The organism is Pseudomonas sp. 44 R 15 (assembly GCF_900004965.1).
Lineage (GTDB): Bacteria > Pseudomonadota > Gammaproteobacteria > Pseudomonadales > Pseudomonadaceae > Aquipseudomonas > Aquipseudomonas orientalis_A.
In genome coordinates this window covers 1-18,655 of record NZ_CVTU01000022.1, presented here as the reverse complement: position 1 = coordinate 18,655, position 18,655 = coordinate 1, and the positions used below count along the sequence as shown (strand labels likewise).

The following is an 18,655-nucleotide window of genomic DNA, read 5'->3' as shown; positions in this document are numbered from 1 at the left end:
CATCCCCAGCCCATGGCAAGGAGACCCTCGACATGAACGACAAGGTCAAAGCACTTTCCCGCAATATCGAGGCCATCTATCCCCTGGCGCCCATGCAGCAGGGGTTGCTGTTTCACAGCCTGATGCACCCGGGCAAGGGCATGTACCTGCTGCAGTACCGCCATGTGATGGTGCTGCCGCAACTCGATCTGCAGGCGTTCCGCCAGGCCTGGGCACAGGTGGTGGAGCGCCACGAACTGCTGCGCACCTCCTTCGTCTGGAAGCAGCAGAAGCGGCCGATGCAGGTGGTGCACAAGCAGGTCGAACTGCCGATCAGCTATGAGGACTGGTCGGCTATCGACGAGGCCGAGCAGCAGGCGCGTCTGGAACATCTGCTGGCCGAGGAGCGTCGCGAGGGGCTGGATTTCACCCAGGCACCGCTGATGCGCGTGCGCCTGTTCAAGCTGGCCCCGGACACCTACCAGTTCGTGCGCAGCTATCACCACATCCTCATGGATGCCTGGTGCTTCTCCATCATCATGATGGACTTTCTCGACGGTTACCGCGCCGCGCGCGAGGGGCGGCGTCTGGAGCTGCCCAAGCCACGCCCGTACCGCGACTTCATCCGCTGGCTGGAGCAGCACAAGCCCGAGGATCATCAGGCCTTCTGGCAGCAGCGCCTGGCCGGCTTCGACACCCCCACCTCGTTCGGTTTCGGCCACCCTGGCCGCGTGATCGATGCACCGGAGCCGGTAGAGGATTGCGTCGAGCACCTCAGCGTCGAGCAGACCCAGGGCCTGCAGCAGGCCGCCAGCGGTCTGGGCATCACCCTCAACACCCTGGTGCAGGGTGCCTGGGCCTTGGTACTGGGGCGCTACAGTGGCAATCGTGACCTGCTGTTCGGCGTCACCGTGGCCGGGCGCCCAGTGCACATGCAGGGCATGGAGAGCATCGTCGGGCTGTTCATCAACAGCCTGCCGCTGCGCTGGAGCTGGCAACCGCAGCAGCCCCTCGGTGCCTGGCTCAAGGCCTTGCAGGCCGAGAACCTGAGCCTGCGCGAACATGAAAGCGTGTCGCTGGCGCAGATCCAGAGCTGGAGCGAGGTACAGCGCCAGGATCTGTTCCAGAGCCTGTTCGTGTTCGAGAACGCGCCGATCTCAGCCAGCCTGCGCCAGGGCCAGTTGGACTACCTGATCAGCGACATGGCCAACCGCACCCACACCAACTATCCGGTGACCGTGGTGATCGTGCCCGGCGAGCGCCTGCACCTGCAGTTGACCTACCAGACCGACTGGTTCCTGCGCGAGGAAGTCGAGCAGATGCTGCGCCACTTCCGCACGCTGCTGCTGAACATGGGCGACAGCCTGGCCAGCGAGGCGGATATCCCGCTGCAGCGCATCGCCATGCTCGATGCGGCGGAGATCGCCCAACAGCACGCCTGGGCCAGCGGTGACCTGGCGGCGGACGCGGCGCAACTGCAGCCGCTGTACGTCGAGCGCCTGCAACAGCAAGTGCGTCGCACCCCCGAGCGAATCGCCGTGGTGCATGGCGAGCGCAGCCTGAGCTTCGATCAGTTGAACCGGGCGGCCAACCGACTGGCCCGTCATCTGCGCGCCAATGGCGTGCAGGACGGCGACCTGCTGGCGTTGCTCGATGAGCGTGGCCTCGACCTGGTGGTGATGATCCTCGCCACGCTCAAGGCTGGCGCCGGCTGGCTGCCCCTGGACCCGCGCAATCCGCCGCAACGCCTGGCCCAAGTGCTCACCCAGAGCCGTTCGCCGCTGCTGTTGCATGGCGTGGAGCAGGGTGAGCTGGCACAGCAGGCGCTGCAGCCGATGGCGCAGCCGCCGGCTGCGATCCGCTACGAGCCAGCGGCCCTGGGCGGCTACAGCGATGCCGACCTGGACATCCCCGTGCATGGCCTGTCGCTGGCCTACTGCATCTTTACCTCGGGCTCCACCGGCACGCCCAAGGGGGCGATGGTGGCCCACGCCGGGATGCTCAACAACATGCTCGGCAAGGTGCCGGGCCTGGGCCTGAATGTAGATGACGTGATCGCCCAGAGCGCGCCGCAGTGCTTCGACATCTCCGTCTGGCAGACCCTCGCCGGCCTGGTGCTGGGGGCGCGCACGGTGATTCTCGGCGACTGCGTGATGCAGAACCCCGAGGCCCTGGCCGAGGCCATCGCTCGCCATGGCGTGAGCATTCTCGAAGCGGTGCCGTCGCTGATGCAGAGCCTGCTCGAGGCGGGCCTGGAGCGCACGGCACTACGCTGGGTATTGGCCACTGGCGAGGCGCTGCCACCGGCGCTGGCACGGCGCTGGTTCGAGCGCTACCCCGGCATCCCGCTGATGAACGCCTACGGGCCGGCCGAATGCTCCGACGACGTGGCCTTCCATCCGCTCACCGAGCGCCTGGCCCAGGCGCGCAGCAGTGTGCCGATTGGTCGCGCCACCCTGAACAACCGTCTTTACCTGCTCGATACCGAATTGCAACCGGTACCACGCGGGGCGGTGGGTGAAATCTTCGTCGCCGGCGTGGGGGTTGGCCGTGGCTATATGGCCGACCCGGCACGCACGGCGGCGGTGTTTTTGCCCGACCCCATCGCCAACGACGGCAGCCGCCTGTATCGCACCGGCGATCTGGCGCGTTTCCTGGCCAATGGCGAGCTGGAGTACGTCGGTCGTACCGACCACCAGGTGAAGATTCGCGGCCACCGTATCGAGCTGGACGAGATCGAAGCCTGCCTGACCCGTTACCCCGGCGTGCGTGAAGCGGTGCTGCTGGCCCGTGACGACCAGCAGCGCGCCAAGGTGCTGGTCGCCTACCTGGTGGCCGAGCCGCAGCCCTCCATCGAGGCGCTGCGTGAGTTCGTTGCCGCCAACCTGCCGCCCTACATGCTGCCCAGCGCGTTCATGCTGCTCGAGCGCATGCCGCTCAACGCCAACGGCAAGATCGACCGCAAGGCCCTGCCGGCGCCCGACTTCGCCGCGCAGAGCGAGGCGCGCTACGTGGCGCCACGCAGTGAGCTGCACGCGCAGTTGGCCGAAGCCTGGCAGGGCGTGCTGGGGCTCGCGCGGGTCGGCATTGAGGATCACTTCTTCGAGCTGGGCGGGCATTCGCTGCTGGCCACGCAACTGATCGGCCAGATCGGCAAGCTCAGCGGCAAGGACCTGCCCCTGCGTGTGGTCTTTGAGCGCCCGACCATCGCCGCCATGGCCGAGTGGCTGGAACAACAGCAGGCCAGCGAGAAAACCACGCCGATGCGCCTGCCGCGTCCGCAGACCCTACCGTTGTCGTTCGCCCAGCAGCGCCTGTGGTTCCTCCAGCAACTGCAGCCGCAAAGCCCGGCCTACAACCTGGCCGGCGCGGTGCGCCTGAGCGGCGACCTGCATGTCGCTGACCTGCAGGCAGCTTTGCAGGCCCTGGTCGATCAGCACGAAGTCCTGCGTACCCGTTTCGTCAGCGACGGCGGTGAACCGTCGCAGGTCATACTCGCCAAGGCCGAGCTGGCCTTGCCGCTGATCGAGGTGGCCAGCGAGGCGCAGTTGCACGACCTGCTGCGCCAGGACGCGATGACTCCGTTTGCCCTGGACAGCGCGCCGCTGCTGCGCGCCTGCCTGTATCGCCTCGGGCCGCAGGCGCACGTGCTGGCGCTCAATTGCCACCATATCGCCGCCGATGGCTGGTCGCTGCAACTGATCATCGACGGGCTTTGCAGCCATTACCGCGAGCTGCGCCAAGGGCGTAAACCGGCGTTGGCCGAGGCGCCGATGCAGTACGTCGACTATGCCCTGTGGCAACGCCAGTGGATGGGCAGCGCCGCCTGCCAGGACGAGCTGGCCTACTGGCGCGAGCAGTTGTCCGGCGAATTGCCGGTGCTCGAGCTGGCCGCTGACTTCCCCCGGCCGGCCCATGCCAGCCAGGCCGGCGGGCGCGTCGAGCAACGCCTGCCGGACGCGCTGGCGGCGCGCCTGCGGGCATTCAGCGCGAGCCACGGCTGGAGCAACTTCATCCCCATGCTCTGCGCCTTCCAGCTGCTGCTGCGCAGCCGCAGCGGCGAGCACGACATCCTCGTCGGAGTGCCGGCCGCCAACCGCCATCACGCGGCGTTGCAGCCGTTGGTGGGCTGCTTCGTCAATACCCTGGTCTATCGCCAGAAGCTCTCCGGCACGGTCAGCCTGCTGCAACTGATGCGCGAATTGCAGGCGCTGTCCGTGGCGGTGCAGTCGCATCAGGACCTGCCCTTCGATTACCTGATCGAACAGCTCGGCGTGGCCCGCCAGGTCAGCTACAACCCGTTGTTCCAGGCCATGTTCAACTACTTCCCGGGCCATGCCCTGGAGCGTTTCGAGCTGACCGATCTGATCGCCGAGCCGCTCGACAATCGCCCGGACAGCGCCCTGTGCGACCTGCATCTGGACGTGCGCGACAGCGAACACGGCATCGCCCTGAGCCTGCAGTACAGCAGCGAGCTGTTCGGCGAGCAGACCGCGCAGGTGATGCTCGAGCAGTATCTGGCGCTGCTCGATGCCGTGCTCGAACAACCGCAGCAGGTACTGGGCGAACTCGCCTGGCAGCCTGAGCAGCGCGCGCTGGCGCGTTTGCACGGTGAGCCCGTGGAGGGTCGGGAAGACATCCTGCAGGCCTTTGCACGGCAGGTCGCCGAGCAGCCCGAAGCCATCGCCGTGCAGGCCGGCGAACAGCGCCTGACTTATGCCGAACTGAACCAGGCGGCCGAACGCCTGGCGGCTGCCTTGCAGGCCCGTGGCGTCGGCGCCGAGGATCGTGTGGCCCTGCGCCTGCCGCGCGATGCGCGGCTGCCCATGGCCATGCTGGCCATTCTCAAGGCTGGCGCCGCCTACGTGCCGCTGGCCGAGGACACCCCGGCCGAGCGCGGCCGTTACATCCTTGCCCATGCGCAGCCGCGGTTGTGCCTGACCAATGCCGAGGCCCTGGCGGAGCTGGCAGAGTGGGGCAGTGCCGTCGAACTGCTGGATATCGATGCGTTGACCACCACCGCGCCCTACCGCGCGCCGAGCGTGCATCCTGCCCAGCTCGCCTACGTGCTCTATACCTCGGGTTCCACCGGCCAGCCCAAGGGCGTGGCCATCGCCCGTGGCAACTTGATGAACCTCATGCTCGGCGTGCAGCAGGTGCTGCCATTGACGGCGCAGGACAGGGTGCTGGCGCTGACCACCGCGACCTTCGATATCGCCATCGTCGAGCTGCTGCTGCCGCTGAGTCGCGGGGCCAGCATCCTGCTCGCCGACCGTGAGCAGGCACGCGACCCGCACGTCCTCGACCGCCTGATCGAGGCCGGCCAGCCGACGGTAATGCAGGCCACACCCGCCACATGGCGTATGTTGGTGGCGCACACCGGGCGCAGTTGGCAGGGCGTGCGCGCCATTTCCGGTGGCGAGGCCCTGCCGTGCGCGCTGGCCGAGGCCATGGAGCAGCGTGGTGCCCAGGTGATCAACGGTTATGGACCGACCGAGGCCACCGTCTACAGCACCTTCGAGCCGCGGCAGGGCGAGAGCGGCGGGGTGGAGGTGCCGATCGGCCGGCCCGTGGCCAATACCGCCGCCTATGTGCTGGACGCCGACTTGCAACCCGTGGCGCCGGGCGTTTCAGGCGAGCTGTACCTGGCGGGTGCCAACCTCGGGCGTGGCTATTTCGCTGCGCCTGCCCTGAGCGCGGCGAGCTTCCTGCCTGATCCTTTTGTGCCGGGGGCGCGCATGTACCGCACCGGCGACCGCGTGCGAAGCAACGCCAAAGGCAGCCTGGACTACCAGGGGCGCCTGGATTTTCAGGTCAAGCTGCGTGGCTTCCGTATCGAGCTGGGCGAGATCGAAGCCTTGCTGGCGCGGCTCACCGGGGTGCGGGAAGCGGCCGTGGTGCTGCTCGGCAGCGGCGACAGCGCGCGCCTGGTGGCTTACTACTCGGTCACGCAGGCGGCGGATGCTGATCTGGACGACGCCGCGCTACGCGTGCAGCTGGCGCAGCACCTGCCGGATTACATGCTGCCGAGCCAGTTCGTGCGCCTGGACAGCTTGCCGTTGAGCCCCAGTGGCAAGGTCGAGCGCAAGGCGCTGCCGGCGCCAAACCAACATGAAGGTCAGCGCGACGGCGAGCTGAGCAAACCCTGGGAGGCGCCACTGGCCGAACTGTGGTGCGAGCTGCTCGGTTGCAACGCGGTTGGCGCCGGCGACAATTTCTTCGCCCTCGGCGGCCATTCGCTGCTGGCGGCACGGCTGGTAGCGCGCATCGCCGAGCGCTACGAGCGGCAACTGCCGCTGCGCAGCGTGTTCGAGTGCCCGACCCTGGGTGAACTGGCGGCCAGCCTGGCCACTGCCGAGGGCGCAGGCGAGAGCATCCTGCGGCGATTCGGCGAGGCGCCGGCGCCGCTGCACTTCACCCAGCAGCGGCTGTGGTTCCTCGACCGGTTGCAGGGCGACACCCAGGCCTACCACCTGTCACTGGCCATGCACCTGCACGGTACTCTGCAAGCCGAAGTCCTGGAACGCGCCTTGGCACAACTGGTGGAGCGCCAGCACAGCCTGCGTAGCGTGTTCAGCGAGACGCAAGCAGGCGCGCAGCAGCAGGTCGTGCCGTTGCACGGCAGGCTGCTCAGCGTCGAGCCCTTGCAGCAGGATGTGCAGTCGCCGGCCTTCGCCCGCACCTTGAGCGAGGAAGCGCAGCGCGCCTTCGACCTGAGCGCAACGCCGCTGTGGCGGGTGCGGCTGTATCAGGGCGAAGGGCAGAGCGTGCTGCAGGCCACCTTGCACCACATCATCGCCGACGCCCGCTCGCTGGAGATCTTCTTCGATGAGCTGCAATGTCTTTACCAGGCCGAGCTGAGCGCAACCCAGGCGGCGTTGGCGCCGCTGCCGCTGCAGTTCAGCGATGTCGCCGCCAGTTGGCAGACGCCTGCCGGGCAGGCACGCATTGAAGCGCAGCTGGACTACTGGCGGCAGGCCCTGGCCGGCGAACCGCCGGTGCTGGACCTGCCCACCGACCTGCCACGTCCTGCCGAGCAGGGCTACCACGGGCGGCGCCTGCGTTTCGAGCTGCCCGTCGAGTTGGTCGAACGCCTGCGCAGCACCGCGCAGCGTCATGGCCTGACCGCCTTCGCGCCCCTGCTGGCAGCATGGAAAGTGCTGCTGGCCAGGCATTCGGGGCAGCGCGAGCTGTGGATCGGCCTGCCGGTGGCGCAGCGTCAGCAGGCGCACACCGATAACCTCATCGGCTATTTCGCCAGCACCCAGGTGCTGCGTAGCCAGATCGACCCACTGCAATCCGTGGCCTCGTTCTGGCAGGCGTTGCAAGCCACCCACCTGACCGCGCAACAGCACGGCGACGTGCCCTTCGAGCGGCTGGTGGAGGCTTTGCAGGTACGCCGCGATCTCAGCCATACGCCGCTGTTCCAGGCGCTGTTCAACCTGATCCAGCGCGATGACGTAGCGGCGGTCGGCCAGGGTTTTGCCGGCCTGCCGGCGCAGCGCCTGAATGTCGAGAGCGACAGCGCCCTGGTGGACATCGGCCTGCATATCGAGCAGCACGGCAGCGTCTGGCACTGCGTGCTGGAGTACAACACCGAGCTGTTCGTCGCCAGCACCATGCAACGCTATGCCGACGAGTACTGCCACCTGCTTGACGGCATGCTGGCGCGGCCCGAGGCGCGGCTGTGGGATATCGACCTGGCAAATGCCGATCATGCCCTGACACGCCGCACGTGGAACTTGCCGGCGCATGCGCTGAGCGAGACGCAGGATCTGATCGCGCGCTTCGAGCGCCAGGCCCTGCGCACCCCGGATGCGCTGGCCGTGGATTGCCAGGAGCAACGCTACAGCTATGCCCAGCTCAATGCCTTGAGCAACCGCCTGGCCCACTGGCTGCGCGCCCAGGGTGTCGGCTGCGACGATCTGGTCGCGCTGTGCCTGACCCGTGGCCCGTGGCTGCTGCCCAGCATCCTGGCGATCCACAAGGCGGGGGCGGCCTACTTGCCGCTGGATCCGCAGCAACCGGGCGAACGGCTGCGCTTCATCATCGAGCATGCGCGGCCGCAGCTGGTGCTCAGCGAGCACGCCTGCGCCGACGTGCTCGGCAGTGTCGACAGCCTGGCCGTCGACCACCTGCCGCTGGACGAACAGCCGGCACACGACCTGGCATTACCGGTGTCGCCGCTGCAGCGGGCCTACGTGATCTACACCTCGGGTTCCACCGGCACGCCGAAGGGCGTACAGGTGACCCGTGGCAACCTGAGCAACCTGCTTGCCGGCCTTGACCGCCAGTTGCCACTGACGGCCGAGGACGTCTGGCTGGCCAGCACCACCTACGCCTTCGATATGTGCAAGCCGGAGCTGTTCCTGCCGCTGCTCAAGGGCGCGACCATCCTCCTGGCGCGTCGCGAGCAGGTGGTCGATGGCCACCGTCTGTTCGATCTGCTGCGCCGTGCCACGGTGTTCCAGGCCACCCCAGCCGGCTGGCAGATCCTGCTGGAAACCGGGCGTGACGACTGGCCGGCCCTGCGCGGCCTGATCGGCGGCGAAGCGGTGCCGGCCGAACTGGTGAGTGTGCTGCAGGCCAAAGGGGTGAAGCTGATCAACGCCTATGGCCCGACGGAAACCACCGTCTGGTCGACCACCCAGGCGCTGCGGGAAGTGCCGGCCGGCGTCGCCGATATCGGCATGCCGCTGCTCAACACCCGTTGCTACGTGCTCGACGAATGCCTGCGGCCAGTGCCGCTGGGCAGCACCGGCGAGCTGTATATCGCCGGCAGCGGGGTGACCCGTGGTTACCAGCGGGCGCCGGCGATCACCGCAGCGGCGTACCTGCCCGATCCGTTCGCCAGCGAGCCTGGCAGCCGCATGTACCGCACCGGTGACCTGGTGCGTCGACGCAGCGATGGGCACCTGGCCTATGTCGGCCGCGCCGATTTCCAGGTCAAGGTGCGTGGTTTTCGCATCGAGCCGGGTGAGATCGAATCGCTGCTGCGCCGGTACCCCGGGGTGGAAGAGGCGGTGGTCATGCTCGATGCGCGCAGCCACAGCTTGTTCGCCTGGCTGCAGGCCGCGAGCCCGGTCGACGAGGTGGCGCTGCGCCGTCATCTGGAAAGCCTGCTACCCGCTTACATGGTGCCGGGCGGGTTTATCCAGGTGCAGCGTTTCGCCCTTAATGCCAACGGCAAGATCGACCGCAAGGCCCTGCCGGCGCCGCAAGCGCAGGCCGAGCAAGGCGTGGCGCCGCGTACGGCGCTGGAGCGCGAACTGGCCGAGCTGTGGCAGGAGCTACTCGATCTGCCGCAGGTCGGCGTGCTCACCAGCTTCTTCGAACTCGGTGGCCATTCGCTGCTGGCGATGCGCCTGATGACCCGGGTGGAGAGCCGCTTCGGCGTGAAGGTCGAGTTGCGCAGCCTGTTCCATAATCCGACCATTTCCGGCCTGGCCGAACAGATCGAAAACCCACAGCGGCCTTCGACCGACCAGGCACTGGATGAGATGCAGCGTTTGCTGGCAGAGATGGAAGACTGAAGATGAATGTGACCAACCAACAGGCCTTTATCGAGATAGCCCAGCGCCTGGCCTCACTGCCGGCGGACAAGAAACAACAGTTCCGCCAACGCCTGGCCGAGAAGGGCATCGATAGCTGGCGCCTGCCCATCGTCCCGGCCGCTGGCGGGGAGGGTGCAGCGGTGCCGCTGGCCCATGCGCAACTGCGTTTTCTCTCGGCCGAGGCCCTGAGCAGCCGTGCGCTGTACAACCTCTGCTCGGTGCTGCGCTTCGATGGCCGTCTGGACCTGGCGTGCCTGCAGCAGGCCATGCAGCAACTGGTGGAGCGGCACACGATCCTGCGCACTCGCTACGTGGCCGATGCCGGAGGCCAATTGCAGGCGCACTGCGAGCCCTGGACGGCGGGCCTGCCGGCGGTCGAGCCGCTACCCCGCGAGGCGCTTGCCGACCCGCAGCAATGGTGCGCCGACGAGTACGCCCGGCAACTGGCCGAGCCCTTCGACCTGAGCCGCGAAGTGCCATGGCGCTGGCGCGCGTTCAGCGATGCCGAACAGGGCAGCACCTGGCTGTTCTTCACCATCCACCACGTCGCCTACGACGCGTGGTCGGCCCAGCAACTGACCCGCGAGCTGGCCGAGGGCTACCGTGCCTCGAGCCTGGGCGCGCCAGCCCAGTTGCCGCCGCTCGACATCCAGTACGCCGACTATGCCGCCTGGGAGCACGAGTGGCTGACCAGCGACGCCTGCCGCCAGCAACTCGATTACTGGTGCAACCAGTTGGCCGATGCGCCCGCTGCGCTGGCCTTGCCCTGCGATCATCCGCGTCCGCCCGCCAACCAGCGTCGCCATAGCGGCGCGGTACGGGTGCGCGAATTGCCGGCTGACTTGTCGGCGCAGGTGGACAGGGCCATCCGCGATCAGGGCGTGACCCTGTACATCTTTGGCCTGACCGCTTTCGCCTGCCTGCTGGCGCGCTACAGCGGCGAGCGTGACCTGTGCCTGGGTACATCGGTGGCGCAACGCGATCGCCCCGAGCTGGCGCCGCTGATCGGGCCGCTGCTCAACACCCTGGTGATTCGCCAGCGCCTGGAGGACGACCCGGACTTTCGCAGCGCCCTGTTGCGCACCCGCGACAGCGTGGCGGCGGCGTTCGACCAGCAGACCCTGCCGTATGAAAAGATCCTCGAAGCCCTCGACCGGCCGCGTTCCAGCCCGCTGTTCCAGGCCATGTTCGTGCAGGTCGAATTGCCGGAAAGCCGCACCCTGAGCCTGCCGGGGGTGACCGTCGAGGTGCTTGACCCGCCGCAGCGCCATGCCCGTTTCGATCTCACCCTGCGTCTGCTGCGTTGCGCCGACCAGCGCCTGCGCTGCGAGCTGGAATACAGCGATGAGCTGTTCGAGGCGGCCACCATCGAGCAACTGCTCGACGATCTGCAGGCCATCCTGCAGGAGGCATCAGTCAATCCCGGGCAGCGCTTGTCGGCACTGCGCCTGGCCTCGCCGGGCAGCGAACTGCAGGGCCCCGCGCTGGGCGCCAGCCCTGAACCGCTGGATCGACAGGTGCGGCAGTGGGCCGCGCGCACGCCGCAGGCGCCCGCCCTGTGCGATACGCGGCAGTCGCTGGCCTACGGCGATCTGGCCAATGCCGTGCAGGCACTGGCGATGCGCCTGGCCGAGCAGCACGTCGGCCCCAGCCAGGTAGTCGCGCTGTGCATGCCGCGCAGCGCCGAGCAGGTGCTGGCGATGCTGGCCTGCTGGCAACGCGGGGCGACCTGCCTGTTCCTCGACCCGGCGCAGCCCGTGCAGCGCTTGCAGCAACTGCTTGAAAGCAGCGCGGCGAGCCTGCTGCTGAACCTGGCCGAGGCGCCAGCGCTGAACGGCGCGGTCGCGCGTCTGCAACTGAGCGCCGCCGATCTCGCCGCCCCCGCACCGTGCCAACCTGTGCCCAGCCTTAGCCAGCCCGAGCAGGCCGCGTACCTGATCTACACCTCGGGCTCCACCGGCCAGCCCAAGGGCGTGCTGGTCAGCCATGCCAACCTGGCGCATTACGCCGCTGCCGTCAGCCAGCGCCTGCAGGCCAGCGCCGGCAGCCGTTGGGCGACCCTGGCCACGGTCGCCGCCGACCTCGGCCTGACCTGCGTCTTCGCCGCCTTGCACTCAGGTGATCCGCTGATCCTGCCGGAGGCCGCGCTGGCCTTCGATCCACCTGGCTGGGCCGATTTTCTGGCCCAACATCCCGTGGACTGCCTGAAGATCGCCCCTTCGCATTTGCGTGGCCTGCTGGCGCTGGACGATGCCCGGCGGGTACTGCCGCGGCAGTTGCTGATCCTGGGCGGTGAAGGCTTCGATGCGGCGCTGTTCGCGCGCATCCGCGAACTGGCGCCGCAGTTGCGCGTGTTCAACCACTACGGCCCGTCGGAAACCACCATCGGTGTGGTCTGTGGCGAGGTGACGGAGGCCGGGCAGGGCGCTTACCTGCCGCTGGGCCAGCCATTGGCCGGTGCCGAGCTGCGTATCGTCGATGCGGCGGGCCAGCCCGTGCCGCGCGGCGTGGCGGGCGAGTTGCTGATCGGTGGCCCCCAGGTCGCGCTGGGCTACCTTGGCCAGCCGCATGTTACTGCCGCCGCCTTCATCGATGACGCAGGGCAGCGTTTCTACCGCAGCGGTGATCGGGTACGCCTGGATCACCATGGGCGTCTGGCGTTCCTCGGGCGCCAGGACGATCAGGTGAAGATTCGCGGTTTTCGCGTCGAGCCCGGTGAGGTCAGTGCCTGGCTGAGCCGGCAATCGCGGGTACGCGAAGCCGTTGTGCTGGCACGCGAGATTCAGGGGCGCATGCAACTGGTGGCCTATTTCGCGCCGCGCCTGACCCCGGACGAACTGAGCGCCATCCGGGCGCAGGCCCGGGCGCAACTGCCCGAACCGCTGCAGCCGGCGTACTGGTCGAGCCTGGATGCCTTGCCGCTGACCGCCAATGGCAAGCTGGATCGGCGTGCCTTGCCCGAGCCTGAAACCGACGGGGCGGTGGACGCGGGCGGGCAGGCGCCCCAGGGCGTCAGCGAGCAATTGCTGGCCCGGCTGTGGTGCCAGGTGCTCGGCTGCGCCGCGGTCACTCGCCAGGACGATTTCTTCGCCCTCGGCGGCGATTCGATTCTCAGCTTGCAGCTGATCGGCCTCGCCGCGCGCGAAGGGCTCCGGCTGCAGCCGCGCGACGTGCTGGAACAGCCGACCCTGGCGGCCATGGCAGCCAGTGCCGACTGCCGCGCGCAGCCGCGTCTGGCGAGTATTCTGGCGGCCTTCCGCGAACTGCTGGGCCAGCCGCAACTGGGGCTGGACGATGACTTCTTCGCCGCGGGTGGCGATTCGATTCTCAGCCTGCAACTGATCGCCCGGCTGCGCCAGGCCGACCTGCGCCTGATGCCGCGCCAGTTGCTGGAAAACCCCACGCCGCGGCAACTGGCGGCCGCGCTGGAGCCGGCGCCTGCCACCCGCAACGAGCCGACAGAGACGTCGCCTGCGTTGGTCAGCGCGGTGGCGCGGCTGTCCCATGCCCAGGAACGGCTGTGGTTCATGCAGCAGCTCGAACCCGACACCACCGCCTACAACGTCACGCAACTGCTGGCCTTGCAGGGTGAACTGCACGTGCCACGCCTGCGCAGCGCCTGCCTGAGCCTGATCGAACGTCACGAAGCCCTGCGTTGCCGTTTCTTCGAGGACAACGGGCAGGTGCGCCAGCGCCTGGTGGAGGCGCCCGAGGCCAGCTTCGCCCTGCACGATCTGCGCGCATCGCCGGCAGATGCACGGGAGGCAGCGATCGCCCTGGCCGCGCAACGGGTCTTCGACCTGGCCCAGGGGCCGTTGGTGGCCATCGACCTGTTCCAGTTCGCTGAAGACGACTATCGCCTGCTGTTCAACGCCCACCATATCGCCGTGGACGGCTGGTCCATGGGGCTGCTGGTGCAGGATCTGGCCGCTCTCTATGAGGGCCGTCAGCCTGTGCCCGGAACGGGCCTGTTGCAAGTGATCGAAGCGCAGCGCCAGGCGCTGGAAGGGGATGCCGGCCAGGTACTGCTCGATTACTGGCAGCAGCGCCTGCAGGGCTTGAGTGACGAGCCGCTGGCCCTCAGCGAAAGCCCGCGCCCGGCAGTGCAGGCGTATGCCGGCGCGCGTGAGCAGTTCCCGTTACCCGGCGAGCTGACCTCGGCAATCGCGGCCCGTGCCAAGCAGCTTGGGGTCACCCCCTTCGTGCTGTATTTCGCCGCGCAGCAACTGCTGCTCTGGAAACACGCCGGGCGCCGCGATTTCGCCATCGGCTTGCCCGTGTCCGGGCGTGAGGCGGCGGACAGCCAGGCGCTGGTCGGTCTGTTCGTCAACACCCTGGCCTACCGCGTGCAGCTTGATGGGCTGGAAAGCCTGGAGCATTTTCTGCGGCGCCTTGGCCAGCGCCTGGCAGATGATCGGGCCCATGAGCAATTGCCGTTCGAGCGCCTGCTCGATGTGCTCCAGGTCGAGCGCAGCCTCGACCGCACGCCATTGTTCCAGGCCATGTTCAACTACCAGGTCGATCACCTCGGCGAGCGCAATCTGCAACTGCCGGGCGTCACGGTAGCGCCGCTGGCATTGCCGCAGGGGGCGATCAGCGCCAAGTTCGACCTGACCTTCAATGTGTTCAGCCAGGGCCGCGGCGATGGGGCCAGCAGCCAACTGATCGTCGAGTACGCCACCGCGCTGTTCGACCCGGCCCGCATCCAGTGCCTGGTGGACGACTACCTGGGTGTGCTGGCCAGCCTGGCGCATCTCGATCTGCAGCAGCCGCTGCTGACGCTGCCACTGCGCTCGGTACAACGCCTGCACAGCGCGGGCGACGCTGCCGAACTGAACGTCGAGGCGGATTTCGTGACCCGCTTCGAGGTTCAGGCCGCCTTGCATCCCGAGCGCACCGCCGTGTTCTGCCGCGACCGACAACTGAGCTACGGGCAGTTGCAGGCACAGGCCAACCAGCTTGCGCACTGGTTGTTGGCGCAGGGTGTGACGGCGGAGTCCACGATCGCCTTCTGCCTGCCGCGCGACGAGCGCCTGCTGGTCTGCCTGCTGGGCATCCAGAAGGCCGGGGCGCAGTACCTGCCGCTCGATCCGAGCCATCCGCCTGCGCGGCAGGCGGCCATCATGCAGAGGGCGCGGCCGCATCTGCTGCTGTGCGACCTTCAGGATGAGCATTTTCCGGCCACGTTGCGCTGCCAACTCTGGCAGGACCTGGCGTTGCAGGCGCAGCCGACCGATGCACCGGCGCTGCCCAGGCACCTGCAGCAACTGGCCTACACGCTCTACACCTCCGGCTCCACCGGGCAGCCCAAGGGTGTGCAGATCAGCCGGGGCAACTTTGCCAACTTCCTGTTGGCGATGGAGCGCGCCTTGCCGCTGGACGGCGTGCAGCGCTACCTGGCGCTGACCACCGTGACCTTCGATATCAGCGGCCTGGAACTGTGCCTGCCGTTGGTGCGCGGTGGCAGCGTGGTCCTCGCCGATGACGAGCAACGCCAAGACCCGCTGCTGCTGGCGCAGTTGATCCGTGAGCGGGCGGTGGAGCTGATCCAGGCCACCCCGGCGACCTGGGCCATGCTGCTGCAGGGCGATCGCCAGGTGCTGGCCGGGCGGGTCGCCCTGGCCGGCGGCGAGGCCCTGGCGGCGGAAATGGCCAGCGAGCTGAAGCCGCTCGTCGGCTGCCTGATCAACGTCTACGGGCCAACCGAAACCAGCGTCTGGTCGACCTATACGTCGGTTGAGGCGCTGCATCAGCCGGTGGTGCCGATTGGCCGGCCGCTGCTCAACACGCGCTGCCATGTGCTCGACGAGTTCCTCTGTGAGGTTCCGCCAGGCCGTGCCGGCGAGCTGTATATCGCAGGCCTTGGGCTGGCCCGTGGTTATGCCGGGCAGCCGGCGCTGAGCGCCGAGCGTTTCATCGCCGACCCGTTCGGCGGCGCTGGCGGGCGCCTGTACCGCACCGGCGATGTCGCCCGGTGGCAGGCCGATGGGCAGTTGTATTACCTGGGCCGCAGCGACGATCAGATCAAGCTGCGCGGCTTCCGTATCGAGCTGGGTGAGATCGAGGCGGCGCTGCTCGGTCACCCGGGGGTCGCCCAGGCGGTGGTGGCGGTGCAGGGTGAGCACCTGGCCGCGTTCTGGGTTGCCAGTCTGGCTGGCGAGCCGAGCGCAGACGAGTTGCGTGAACATCTGCAGGCACGTCTGCCGGTGTATATGCTGCCAACTCACCTGCAAGCGCTGCCGGCATTGCCGCTCAACAGCAACGGCAAGGTGGATCGCCAGCAATTGCCGCAGTTGCGCAACCAGCAGCAGGCGGCAGCCGGCAGCGCGCAGCGGCCGATGAGCGCCAGCGAGGCCCTGCTGAGCGAGATCTGGGGCCAGGTGCTGCAGCTCGAGCAGGTGCCGCTCGATGGGCATTTCTTCCAGCTCGGCGGGCACTCGCTGATGGCCGCGCAGGTGCGTTCGCGTCTGCGCGAGCAGGGCTTCGAGGTGCCGCTGCGCTGGCTGTTCGAGACGCCTTCGCTGACGGAGCTGGCGGCGCGCGTGGAAACCCAGGCCACCGCCATCGACCCGGCTGGATTGAGCATCGCGCGGGTCGATCAGCACATCGACCAGCCGCTGTCGCCTGCGCAGCAACGGGCCTGGCTGATGCAGCAACTGCAGCCGAGCGACAGCAGCTTCAATATGAGCAGCAACGTGCGCCTGCGTGGCGCCCTCGATACCCAGGCGTTGCAGCGGGCCTTGCAGCGTGTGATACGACGCCATGCGATCCTGCGCACCACCTACCATCAGCAGCAGGGCGAGGCGCGCCAGCGCATCCAGGCGGATTCTGCGTTGACGCTGCAACTGGCGACCCTGAGCCAGGCGCAGTGGGCGCAGGCTGAACATGAGATGGCCACGCGACCGTTCGACCTGAGCGTTGAGGCGCCGCTGCGCGCGGTGCTGTATCGCCTGGGCGAGCAGGAACATGTGCTGCAACTGGTGCTGCACCATATCGCCTCCGACGGCTGGTCCGGCTCGGTGCTGATCGGTGAGCTGGTTGAAGGCTACGAGGCCTACAGCCAGGGCCGGCTGCCCGTGGAGCGCGAACTGGCGATCCAGTACGTCGACTATGCCGCCTGGCAGGTTTCAGCGGCGCTGCGCGCCCGTCAGCGCCAGGGCCAGCAGTTCTGGCAACGTACCCTGGCCGGCGTACCGAGCCAGGTGCCGTTGCCGTTCGACTTCCCACGCGGCGAGCGCGATAGCGGCGGTGGCGCGGCCTTGGACTTCCAGTTGCCGGCGGCGACGCTGGCACGCCTGGAGGCCTTGCAGCGTGACAGCGGCTTGTCGCTGTTCATGTTGCTGCTGACCGTCTATGCCGCCGTGCTGCAGCGCGAAACCCAGGGCCGCGACCTGGTCATCGGCACCGACGTGGCCAACCGCGAACACCCGACTACCGAGGCGCTGATCGGCTTCTTCGTCAACCTGCTGGCGTTGCGCATTCGCCTGCAACCGGAGCTGAGCTTCCGTGAGCAGGCGGTATTGGTGCGCGATGTCTGCCTGGATGCCTTCGCCTGGCAGGACACACCGTTCGAGCAGGTGGTGGAATGTCTCGACCTGCCGCGTGTGGCCAACCAGCATCCATTGCTGCAGACCCTTTTCGTGCTGGACAACACGCCGCGTCAGCCGCGCCGCCTCGGCAACCTCGAGGTCACGCCGCTGAGCCGTGAACAACAACACTCCAAGTTCGATATGGCGCTGTTCGCCGCTGCCGACGGCGATGCCCTCAGCCTGCGCTGGGTGTACCGCACCAGCCTGTTCCGCCCAGCCACCATCGAGCGTTTGCGCGACAGCTTCCTGGCGCTGCTCGATGCTGCGCTGGGTGCGCCGGACAGCCCCATCGATGCCTTACCTCTGCCTTCCAAGGGAGCCGCTGCCATGTCCACCACCACGGACAACCCGCTGCAACGCAAGATGAGCAAGCTCGGCAAGCTGCGCCAGAATGGCCCGGCTGCCGCGGCCACACCGATCGAAACCCGGCCGCTGCGTGCCGGCTCCAGCTTCCCCCTGCTGGTGCAACTGCGCGAGCGCGAGCTGGCCCCCGCCGTGTGGGCCGAGAACCATCGCGAGCAGGTGGAAGTCTGGCTGCGCGAGCACGGCGGGATTCTCTTCCGTGGTTTCGATCTGCCGACCCCGGCGGACTTCGAGCAGTTCTGCCAGGCGTTGTGCCCGCAGCTGTACGGCGAGTACGGCGATCTGCCGAAGAAGGAGGGCGGCAACAAGATCTACAAGTCCACGCCCTATCCGAAGGACCGCATGATCATGTTCCACAACGAGAGCGCTCACCAGCATCGCTGGCCGCGCCGGCAGTGGTTCTATTGCGAGACGCCGGCCACCAGCGGCGGGGCCACGCCCATCGTCGACAGCCGTGAGGTGTACCGCGAGCTGCCGGCCTGGCTGCAGGTCAAGCTGCGTCGCAAGCAACTGATGTACGTGCGCAATTTCAGCGCCAGCCTGGATGTCAGTTGGCAGCACTTCTTCCAGACGGAGGAGCGTGCCGAGGCCGAGCGCATCTGTCATGAGGGCGGGATTGAGTTCGAGTGGCGCGGCGCCAACCAATTGCACACGCGCCAGGTATGTCCGGCGGTGATCCTCCACCCGCTGACCGGCGATGCCAGCTTCTTCAACCAGATCCAGCTCTACCATCCGGCGTTTCTCGATGCCGATATCCGTGAGCAATTCCTCAAGGGGCGCGATAGCGTCATGCCCCGGCAGGTGTTCTACGGTGATGGCAGCGAACTGGAAGAGGCTGCCATCGAGGCGATCAATGCCGCTTACGAGCGTTGTGCGGTGCGCTTCGACTGGCAGCGCGGCGATGTGGTGATGCTCGACAACATGCTCGCCGCCCATGCCCGCGACCCCTTCGAGGGTGAGCGGCGCATCGTCGTCGCCATGGGCGACATCTATCGCCGCGATCAGGTCGCGGCCGCACCGGCTACGGCTGAGGAAAACGCTCTGGAGATGACACCATGATGGATCTTGGCCTGCCTCTTTCCCCGGCCCAGAAGCAATTGGCCGAGGCCAGCCCGCAGGCGTACCGCTGGGTGCGCATGACGCTCGCCGGCGTTGCGCCGGAGCGGGTCG

At 67.8% G+C, this 18,655-nt stretch carries 2 protein-coding genes; both read left to right on the top strand.

The genetic code is table 11. The annotated features are described in order from the left end of the window. Nucleotides 1-32 precede the first annotated feature (32 nt). Nucleotides 33-9,512, top strand: coding sequence for a non-ribosomal peptide synthetase (locus BFP93_RS01515; RefSeq protein WP_065891670.1), 9,480 nt, complete (start codon nt 33-35; stop codon nt 9,510-9,512). A 2-nt stretch (nt 9,513-9,514) separates the two neighbouring features. Beyond that, a complete protein-coding gene (locus tag BFP93_RS01510) occupies nt 9,515-18,544 on the top strand; it encodes a non-ribosomal peptide synthetase (protein WP_065891669.1) in 9,030 nt (3,009 codons plus the stop codon). Nucleotides 18,545-18,655: the final 111 nt, after the last annotated feature.